Below are 8662 nucleotides of genomic sequence, written 5' to 3'. Positions count from 1 at the left end.
TTTTCGGCGGGGCGGCCGCGGCTAACAAACAAATAAATCTTTCCCCACCCGCGGCGGGCTATCAAATCCCCCCTGCTTCGGGGGTGCCGCCGCTCCCACAAACGCCAGGCCCGCTCAGCCAGCAGCCACCGCGGGAACCACAGCCCCGGCAACTGGCTGCCGGCCCCAGCCATAACGCGCAGCCAACCAGATCTCCAGCAGTACCAGCGCCATCACGATCAACAGCGGCAGCAGCAAGCCAAGATAGATGCCCAGCATCATCGAGCCGATCTGCGTCTTCAACAGGCGGATCACGCCCTTGGTATGCAGCAACTCACTCATGCGCATGCCCAGCACCTCGCGGAACACGGATTCATCCAGCCCACTGCGCCCCCCGACCTCCTCGACCAGGCTGTCCTCCACCCACTGCAGCATCACCTCGCTGCGCAGGTGCTCGATGGCCTTGCGCCCCCAACGCTGAGGCAAGCTCTCACCGTTGAGCATGCTGATATCCGCCAAGCGATGCTTGCCCAGGTAGGACTCCACCGCAATGCGCGCAGCATCGTGCACGGAAACATCTTCGCGCAGCATCGCCTCCAGCATCGGCGTGTCCAACGAACGCTCAAAATCAACCAGCCAATGCTCGGTCGCGGCCTGCAGATGCGGCTGGAAGTGATCGATCTGCTTGTACAGCGCACGCTGCCCGCCTGCGACCAAGCCCAACTGCAGCCCGATGAAGGCAAACAAGAGCGGCAGCACCACGACATAGCTGGCAATCAGCCAGTGGTGCCAGCGCCGTCGCCGCGCCAGACCGCCGCGGCGCGCCAGCGCAATCCACACTGCCACGCCCAATGCGAGCCCGGCGATCGCTCCCAGTAGCGCGCCGCCAACCAGGTCCAGCACGCTCAGCCCATTCCAGAATTCCATCACCCAATATTGAGCATCCTGCACTATGCGCTCCCCGCTCTTCGGCAATGCCCAGAGGGTAGACACAAACCGCCAGGCGGAGAAGGCAGGCGTCTGGTTTCTACAGACGGCAAATCGCAAAACTGTTACCGCCATACGCAGTCAGCAACAAAAGTACAGTTGCAGCATCAAGGCCAAAACAGACAAAGCCCCTTGCGGGGCTTTGTCTGTAATCAGTTGCGGATGTAGCTGACTCTTCGCCGATGCGATGCCATCAGCACGCACCGGCCTTCAGGAAACCGGCCTCAAGCCACCGTCGAGGAACGCAGGGCAGCAATACGCTCTTCCAACGGCGGATGGCTCAGGAACAGCTTCTTGGCAGTGGAACCGGCAATACCGAATGCTGCGATCTGGGTCGGCAAGGTGCTCTGGCCATGATTGAGCTTCAAGCGCTCCAGTGCGGCAATCATCTTCTGACGGCCGGCCAGGGAGGCACCGCCATGATCAGCACGGAACTCACGACGACGCGAGAACCACATCGCGATCATCGTCGCGAACAGGCCGAATACCATTTCCAGCACAAACACGATGATGTAGTACGCAAAACCGCGGCCGCCGCCTTCGCGATTGCCCGACAGCGCACTGTCGATGATGCCGCCGACCACACGCGCCAGCACGATCACGAAGGTATTCAACACACCCTGCAGCAGCGCCATGGTGATCATGTCGCCATTGGCAACGTGGGCGATTTCATGGCCCAGCACTGCCTCGGCCTCGTCCTCGCTCATGTTGTGCAGCAGACCGGTGGATACCGCCACCAACGCATTGTTGCGGTTGGCGCCGGTAGCAAAGGCGTTGATCTCAGGTGCGTCGTACACCGCCACTTCCGGCATGCCGATGCCGGCCGCCTTGGCCTGGCGGGCCACGGTATCCAGCAACCAGCGCTCGGTCTGGTTGCGCGGCTCGGTGATGACGACGGCGCCGGTGCCGCGCTTGGCCATGAACTTGGACAGCAGCAGCGAGATGATCGAGCCACCGAAGCCAAAGATGGCCGCCATGACCAGCAAGCCGCTCATCTGTGAGGAGTTCACGCCCAGGATGGACATGACGACGCTGGCCAGGATCAGCACAGCAACGTTGGTCAGAAGAAACAGCCCGATACGGGTAAACATGGGAAACAGATCCATAAGGATTGGAGATACAGCCAATTTGCGGCGCAGACAGCTTGAATTCAAGCACTAATCTGACCGACGATTCAGCTTAGATGTCTCCTACCCCTTACCGCGGCCGTTTTGCGCCCTCCCCGACCGGCCCCTTGCACCTGGGCTCCATGCTGGCCGCCTTCGGCAGCTGGTTGCTGGCCCGCCATGCCGGCGGCCAATGGCTGGTACGCGTTGAGGATGTGGACCCCCCTCGCGAAGTACCCGGCGCGGTCGATTCACAGCTGGCCACGCTCAGCGCGTTTGGACTGACATCGGACTTGCCGGTGCAATACCAGAGCCAGCGCAATGCCCTCTACCAAGCGGCCATCAGCCAGCTGCTGGACCAGGGCAAGGCCTTCGCCTGCCACTGCAGCCGCGCCGACCTGGCCAACCAGCACGGCATCCACCGCCGCTGCGTCGCCAGCCAGCAGCGTCCGCAACCGGCCATCCGCCTGCGCGTGGCCGACGGCAGTCGCGTCACTTTCAACGACGCCCTGCAAGGCCAGCAGGACCAGGACGTGGACCGGGAGGTCGGCGACGTGGTGCTGCTGCGCGCCGATGGCTACTGGGCCTACCAACTGGCGGTGGTGGTGGACGATGCCGAACAAGGCATCACCCACGTGGTGCGCGGCGCCGACCTGATCGACTCCACCGCGCGACAGATTCTGCTGCAGCAGGCGCTGGCCCTACCCACCCCGCACTACCTGCATCTGCCGTTGTTGTTGGACAGCACTGGCCAGAAGCTGTCCAAGTCGCAGGCCGCCATCCCCGTGGACAGCGCCCAGCCAGTACTGGTGCTGCGCTGGCTATGGGCGGCCTTGGGCCAGCAGCCAACCGCATTGGATGCTGCCGTCAGCGTTGGTGAGGCGCTGCAGCATGCTGCAGCCGCCTTCGAGCCAGCCCGGCTGCAAAAAACCTCGCTTCGAGCCCCGTTACAGCCCCCGGGCTGAGCACAGTTTCATTAGAATCATGGGCTCCCCTGCAATCTGCCCTGGAGTTGAGCCCATGACATCGCGCGTCGCACTGGTCACCGGTGGTACCGGCGGCATTGGTACCGCCATCTGCCAACGCCTCGCCGATCAAGGGCACCGCGTCGCCACCAACTTCCGCAACGCCGAAAAGGCGCAGCAGTGGCAGCAAACCATGCGCAGCAAGGGCTATGACATCGCACTGTTCGAAGGCGACGTGTCAAATCCGGACAGCGGCCGCGCCCTGATCCAGGCCACCGAGGCCGGATTGGGGCCAGTGGAGATCCTGGTCAACAACGCCGGCATCACCCGCGACACCACCTTCCATCGGATGAGCCCGGAACAGTGGCATGAGGTGATCAATACTAACCTCAACTCGGTGTTCAACGTGACCCGCCCGGTGATCGAAGGCATGCGCAAGCGCGGCTGGGGCCGGGTGATCCAGATCAGCTCGATCAATGGCCTCAAGGGCCAGTACGGCCAGGCCAACTACGCCGCCGCCAAGGCCGGCATGCATGGCTTCACCATCTCCCTGGCGCGCGAGAACGCCGGCTTCGGCATTACCGTCAACACCATTTCACCGGGCTATGTGGCCACCGACATGGTGATGGCAGTACCCGAGGAGGTGCGGGCAAAGATCATTGCCGACATCCCCACCGGGCGCCTGGGCAAGCCGGAGGAGATCGCTTACGCGGTCGCCTTCCTGGTTGCCGAGGAAGCCAGCTGGATCACCGGCTCCAATCTGGACATCAACGGCGGCCACCACATGGGCTGGTGACAGCCTGCGCCATGTTGCACAACATGGCGATTCATGTTGCGCAACAAACCCAGCCTTCTCCGACGCTTGCAACCTGTACTTATGGCGGTTGCAAGCCCTGCTGCACTGCGCCATGCTGCGCACCTACCGTGACGAGTGACTGCTTAATGGCTGCGACCCGCATCATCAAGAAGTATCCGAATCGCCGGCTCTATGACACCGAGATTTCCAGCTACATCACCATCGAAGACGTCCGTCAGCTGATCCTCGACGGCGAGGACTTCGAGGTCCGCGACGCCAAAAGTGGCGACGACCTGACCCGTTCGGTGCTGCTGCAGATCATCGCGGACAAGGAGCAGGACGGCGAGCCGATGCTGTCCACCCAGCTGTTGAGCCAGTTGATCCGTTTCTACGGTGACTCCTTGCAGGGCTTCATGGGCAACTACCTGGAGCGCAGCATGCAGGTGTTCCTGGACCAGCAGCAGCAGTTCCGCCAGCAGATGGGCAACCTGCTCGGGCAGACGCCGTGGGCGATGATGAACCAGCTCACCGAGCGCAATCTGGAGCTGTGGCAGGAATTCCAGCGCAACATGGGTACCGGCTTTGGCGGCCCGCGTCCGCCGACGGGCACCAGTAAGCCAACCGATCCGCCGCCGACCAGCACGACCGGTGGCAAGACCCGCAGCAGCCGCTGAGGCAAACTAATGGGCGCCCCCCGGGGGGGGCTTTTTTTTTTGTGGAGCCTTTTTTTTTTTTTTCGCGGGGGGTTACGCGGCGAAGCCACTGAAGCCTGAAGCTGCGGGAGCTTCGCGGCTCACGCCGCTCCCAAAAAAGTTACAAAGCCAAAAGGCTCAGCGCTTGCAGGCGCTGCAGATTCGTTCGACCTTGTAGCCCTGCGCGCGCAGCTTCTCGACCACGCCATCGCTGCCCAGCAGATGCAGTGCGCCAACAACCACCAAGGTATTGCCGCGCCCGGGTTGCAGCCACTGCTGCAAGCTGGGCAACCAGGCATTGTTGCGATCCACATTGATCCGCTGATACAACCCCGGGTACTCGCGCTTCATCTGCGCGGCCATGTCCCGCCACAACATCACGTCATCGCCACGGCGCCAGGCATCGTGCAGCTGGCGGCTCTGCTCGTCGCCTTTGTCCACCTGTTCCAGCGCCTCGCGCAGCAACTGACGCTGCTCGTCGATGCTCATGCTGTCGAGCATGGTGATCTGCGAGGCAGCGCTTTCAAGGCCGGATGCCGGCTTGTTGGCCCGTGCGGCACGATCCATCAAGTGCCGGTCCAGTCCCGATTTCGGGTCCAAGCCCTGCTGGGTCATCTGCGCAATGCTGATGGTCAGGCCGACAAACCAAGGCTTGAGCCCGGCCAGCCGATCGACCGGCATGTTGTTGGCCGCACCCCATCGTTCAAGCCGCTGCCAGGTGGCCGTATCAAGATCATCCTTGAGCTGGCGGCCATCACGACGCATCGCCGCCTGCATCATCTGCGTGGCCAGCTGCGGCGAGTTCATCTCCTCCGGTGACAGCTCGAACAACAAACGCTGCGCACCGGTGAATGCGCGATCCACATCGCTGGACAACGGATAGTCATCCGCCTTGAGCAGATGGAACGAGCCCAGCAGATACAGTTCACTGCCCTGTGCGCCACTGACCTTCCACAGCAGCGGTACCGGCGGCTGCTTCGCTGCAGGCTTGGGCGCTGCGGCACTTGCCAGCAATGGGCTCGCGACCAGCAGGCTGGCTGCCAACAACATTCCTACGCGTTTGAACCAACTCATGCCGACGGCTCCTGCTTGGGTTTGGCATAGGCCTTCTCACCCGCGGCAATCTCCATGTCCAGACGGTTCTCCGGCGGCGGCAAGGGACAGGTAGCAAAGGGAGTGAACGCACACGGCGGGTTATAGGCGCGATTGAAATCGATCACCACCTGGCTTTTCGCATCCGGCACGTCCACATCGATGTAACGCCCGGCCGCGTAACTGCCACGGCCACTGGTGCGATCAGCGACGATCACCTGCAACGGACGGCCAACATCACCCAATGCCTCCAATCGCCAAGTGCGTCCATTACGCTCGAACTCGATCGCACCGGCATTGGCCAGCTCCGTGGTCAGCCCGGTGATATCAACAATCGGAATGGTTTTATTGACGTCATGCGGTACGAACCGCGCGGTGATGCGCCAGCTTGGATCCGCCGGCCAGTAGTCCAGGTGGGTGAAATGGGCCCGTGCCGGTGCGTCGGCATGCTTCACCCGCAAGCCAAAGCGCTCGCCCCGCTCGATCAGGCTCAAGGTGCCTTTGTCATCGTCGAAATGGATCAGCGTCGGCGTTTCAGCGTGGTCGCTATGCAGCGGAATACGCCCCTTCACCACCTGCCCATCGACCTTGACCGAGACACCGGGCTCCGGCGCAAAGAACCACGCCTTGCCTACGCGGGTGACCAGACCCATACGCGGCGGCCCTACTGCCAAGCGTATGCCGCTGGTACTGCCGCTGCCGATGTAGTGCGCTTTCAGATCCAACCAATGCAGGCCGACCAGACTGGTCCAGCCATCCGGGGCCAGTAATTCGGTCAGCCGCTGCTCGCGCCATAGCTCATTGTCATGCGCAAACGCCGGATCGACCTTCGCCGTCGGCGTTGCGTTCTTCGCATCATCGCCGCAGCCACCGAGCAGCATCGCGGCGACCAAAGCCACGCTCCCCAATACGTGTTTCATCAACGCCCCCGCAGGAACCAGCGATCAATTTCAGCCAAGGAAAAGCGCGCCCAGGTCGGGCGGCCGTGGTTGCATTGCCCGGAGCGCTCGGTGATTTCCATATCGCGCAGCAAGGCATTCATTTCAGGAATGGTCAGACGCCGGTTGGCACGCACCGCACCGTGGCAGGCCATCGTCGACAGCAACTCATCTCGCGCGGTGGCGATGCGACGACTCTGGCCGTGTTCGCGCAGATCGCCGAGCACATCACGCAGCAAGCCCTCCGGCTCGGCGTTGGCCAACAGCGCCGGAATGCTGCGCACGTGCAGCGAGCCCGGACCGGAACGAGTGACCTCGAAACCCAACGCAGCCAAGGTGGCTGCCTCGCGCTCGGCAGTATCTGCATCACGTTCACCCACCGCCAGGGTCATCGGCACCAGCAGCGGCTGCGCATGCAGGCCGATGCCGTCATGCGCATTCTTCAGGCGTTCGTAGCCGATGCGTTCGTGGGCAGCATGCATGTCCACCACGATCAGGCCTTCGGCGTTTTCGGCCAGGATGTAAATGCCGTGCAGCTGCGCGATCGCATAGCCCAGCGGCGGCACGCCGGCATCATTGGACGTCGGCGGCAATGACGGACCGCTATCGGCCTGACGCAAGACCTCAGCGCCGCCCTCAACCGGCGAATACAGGGCAGCGTAGGCCGATGGCGCATCGGCCACCTGCAGGCCCAGCGGCGATTGCCGCGCCTGCCAATTGCCATTGCCGCCGCCGCCCACACTGCCACCTGGACGCGACAGCAGATAGCCGCCTGCGCCAGCGTAGCTTGGTGCCGCTTGCGCCCGTGGATCGGCCGGATGCGCCTGCCCTGCAGACGGCTCCATGCCGGCGCGGGTTTCAGCCAGCGCGTCCTTGAGTGTGCGATAGACAAAATCGTGGATCAGGCGCGAATCGCGGAAGCGTACTTCGTGCTTGGCCGGATGTACGTTGACGTCGACCCGGGTCGGGTCCAGCTCCAGGAACAAAACATAGGCTGGCTGGCGGCCGTGGTACAGCACATCGCCGTAGGCCATCTTCACCGCATGGCTGACGCTGCGATCGCGCACCGAGCGACCGTTGACGTAGAGGTACTGCTGATCGGAACTGGCCCGCGAATACTGCGGCTGCGCAATCCAACCGTGCAGGCGCAGACCGGCCGCACTGTGATCCACACGCAGCGCCTGGCGTGCGAAGTCCTCGCCCAGGGTTTCGCCCAGACGTGCATCCGAGTACAGATCACCTGGCTTGTAGCGGCGCGAGGGTTTTCCGTTGTGCGAAACGCGCAGCTCCACGTCCGGACGCGCCAGCGCCAGCGAGCGCAGCCATTCTTCGATATGGCCAAGTTCGGTGCGCTCGGCGCGCAGGAACTTGCGCCGTGCCGGCACGTTGTAGAACAGCTCGCGAACTTCCACGGTGGTACCCGGCGCGTGCGCACGTGGGGTGACATCGCCGAGCTTGCCGCCTTCGATCTGCAGCGCCGAGCCGTGCTCGTCATCGGCACGGCGCGAGGCCAGGGTGAAGCGGCTGACCGAAGCAATCGATGGCAGCGCTTCGCCACGGAAACCCAGCGTGGCCACCGATTCCAGATCATCCAGGCTGGCGATCTTGCTGGTCGCATGGCGCGATACCGCCAGCGGCAGCTGGTCCGCAGCAATGCCGCCGCCGTTGTCGCGGATGCGGATCAGGCGCACGCCGCCTTCTTCCAGATCGATATCCACACGCGTGGCGCCGGCATCGAGCGCATTCTCGACCAGCTCCTTGACCACCGAAGCGGGGCGTTCAACCACTTCGCCTGCGGCGATCTGGTTGATCAGGATTTCCGGCAGCGGACGGATCGCGTTCATGCCGCACCGCCAGAGGATTGCGGGGCCTTGGCAGGGCACGGGAGCGAGGATTGGAGGGGGATCAGGCTGACTTCATGCATGCCGACGATGATAGCCGAGCATGGGCCGAACACCGAGAACAGCCGATGACGCCCGGGGGACTTTCTTTTGTGGGAGCGGGGGGTGGGGCGGCGCCCAAGCGTGCGGGGGGGGGCGGGGCGGGGGGGGGGGGGGCGCCCGCGCCCAAAAAAAAAAAAAAACCCCCCCCACCCGGGGCGGGGGGG

The 8662-nt window shown here is 63.4% G+C and carries 8 protein-coding genes; 3 read left to right on the top strand and 5 right to left on the bottom strand.

Annotated elements, in window-relative coordinates; all coding sequences use genetic code 11:
• Positions 1-114: 114 nt before the first annotated feature.
• Complete coding sequence (locus ACVOMB_RS20230; protein WP_481532826.1) at positions 115-930, bottom strand: hypothetical protein; 816 nt, start codon at positions 928-930, stop codon at positions 115-117.
• 260 nt (positions 931-1190) lie between these two features.
• Positions 1191-2057, bottom strand: a complete 867-nt coding sequence (gene htpX / locus ACVOMB_RS20225; protein WP_481532825.1) for a protease HtpX — start codon at positions 2055-2057, stop codon at positions 1191-1193.
• Positions 2058-2149: 92 nt separating this feature from the next.
• On the opposite strand from htpX, the gene gluQRS reads away from it, so the two are divergent.
• From gluQRS to phaR, 3 genes are all read left to right on the top strand, one after another.
• Complete coding sequence (gene gluQRS / locus ACVOMB_RS20220) at positions 2150-3037, top strand: tRNA glutamyl-Q(34) synthetase GluQRS (RefSeq protein WP_481532824.1); 888 nt, start codon at positions 2150-2152, stop codon at positions 3035-3037.
• 55 nt (positions 3038-3092) lie between these two features.
• Entirely contained in the window at positions 3093-3833 is a 741-nt protein-coding gene (gene phbB / locus ACVOMB_RS20215; protein ID WP_481532823.1) for an acetoacetyl-CoA reductase, read from the top strand.
• A gap of 146 nt (positions 3834-3979) precedes the next feature.
• The gene (gene phaR / locus ACVOMB_RS20210; RefSeq protein ID WP_481532822.1) at positions 3980-4507 is read left to right on the top strand and encodes a polyhydroxyalkanoate synthesis repressor PhaR; all 528 of its coding nucleotides are present in this window, start codon (positions 3980-3982) and stop codon (positions 4505-4507) included.
• Between the two features lie 156 nt (positions 4508-4663).
• Here phaR and ACVOMB_RS20205 read toward each other — a convergent pair whose 3' ends face one another.
• The 3 genes from ACVOMB_RS20205 to mutL are packed head-to-tail and all read right to left on the bottom strand — an operon-like array spanning position 4664 to position 8399.
• Positions 4664-5599, bottom strand: a complete 936-nt coding sequence (locus ACVOMB_RS20205) for a TraB/GumN family protein (protein WP_481532821.1) — start codon at positions 5597-5599, stop codon at positions 4664-4666.
• Positions 5596-6537, bottom strand: coding sequence for a DUF1684 domain-containing protein (locus ACVOMB_RS20200; RefSeq protein ID WP_481532820.1), 942 nt, complete (start codon positions 6535-6537; stop codon positions 5596-5598). Before ACVOMB_RS20200 ends, ACVOMB_RS20205 begins: the two co-directional genes overlap by 4 nt.
• Positions 6537-8399: a DNA mismatch repair endonuclease MutL gene (gene mutL / locus ACVOMB_RS20195; protein WP_481532819.1), complete on the bottom strand. Its 1863-nt coding sequence runs from the start codon at positions 8397-8399 to the stop codon at positions 6537-6539. The genes ACVOMB_RS20200 and mutL overlap by 1 nt, the downstream gene beginning before the upstream one ends.
• Positions 8400-8662 lie beyond the last annotated feature (263 nt).

The organism is Stenotrophomonas sp. STEN018, from assembly GCF_056760235.1.
The sequence above is the reverse complement of the archived record's forward strand: the minus strand, read 5'-3'. Positions and strand labels throughout refer to the sequence as shown.

Coding starts and splice junctions, on each gene's coding strand:
- ACVOMB_RS20200 (WP_481532820.1), bottom strand. CDS start 6,537: ATGAAACACGTATTGGGGAGCGTGGCTTTGGTCGCCGCGATGCTGCTC.
- phbB (WP_481532823.1), top strand. CDS start 3,093: ATGACATCGCGCGTCGCACTGGTCACCGGTGGTACCGGCGGCATTGGT.
- mutL (WP_481532819.1), bottom strand. CDS start 8,399: ATGAACGCGATCCGTCCGCTGCCGGAAATCCTGATCAACCAGATCGCC.
- ACVOMB_RS20205 (WP_481532821.1), bottom strand. CDS start 5,599: ATGAGTTGGTTCAAACGCGTAGGAATGTTGTTGGCAGCCAGCCTGCTG.
- gluQRS (WP_481532824.1), top strand. CDS start 2,150: ATGTCTCCTACCCCTTACCGCGGCCGTTTTGCGCCCTCCCCGACCGGC.
- phaR (WP_481532822.1), top strand. CDS start 3,980: ATGGCTGCGACCCGCATCATCAAGAAGTATCCGAATCGCCGGCTCTAT.
- htpX (WP_481532825.1), bottom strand. CDS start 2,057: ATGTTTACCCGTATCGGGCTGTTTCTTCTGACCAACGTTGCTGTGCTG.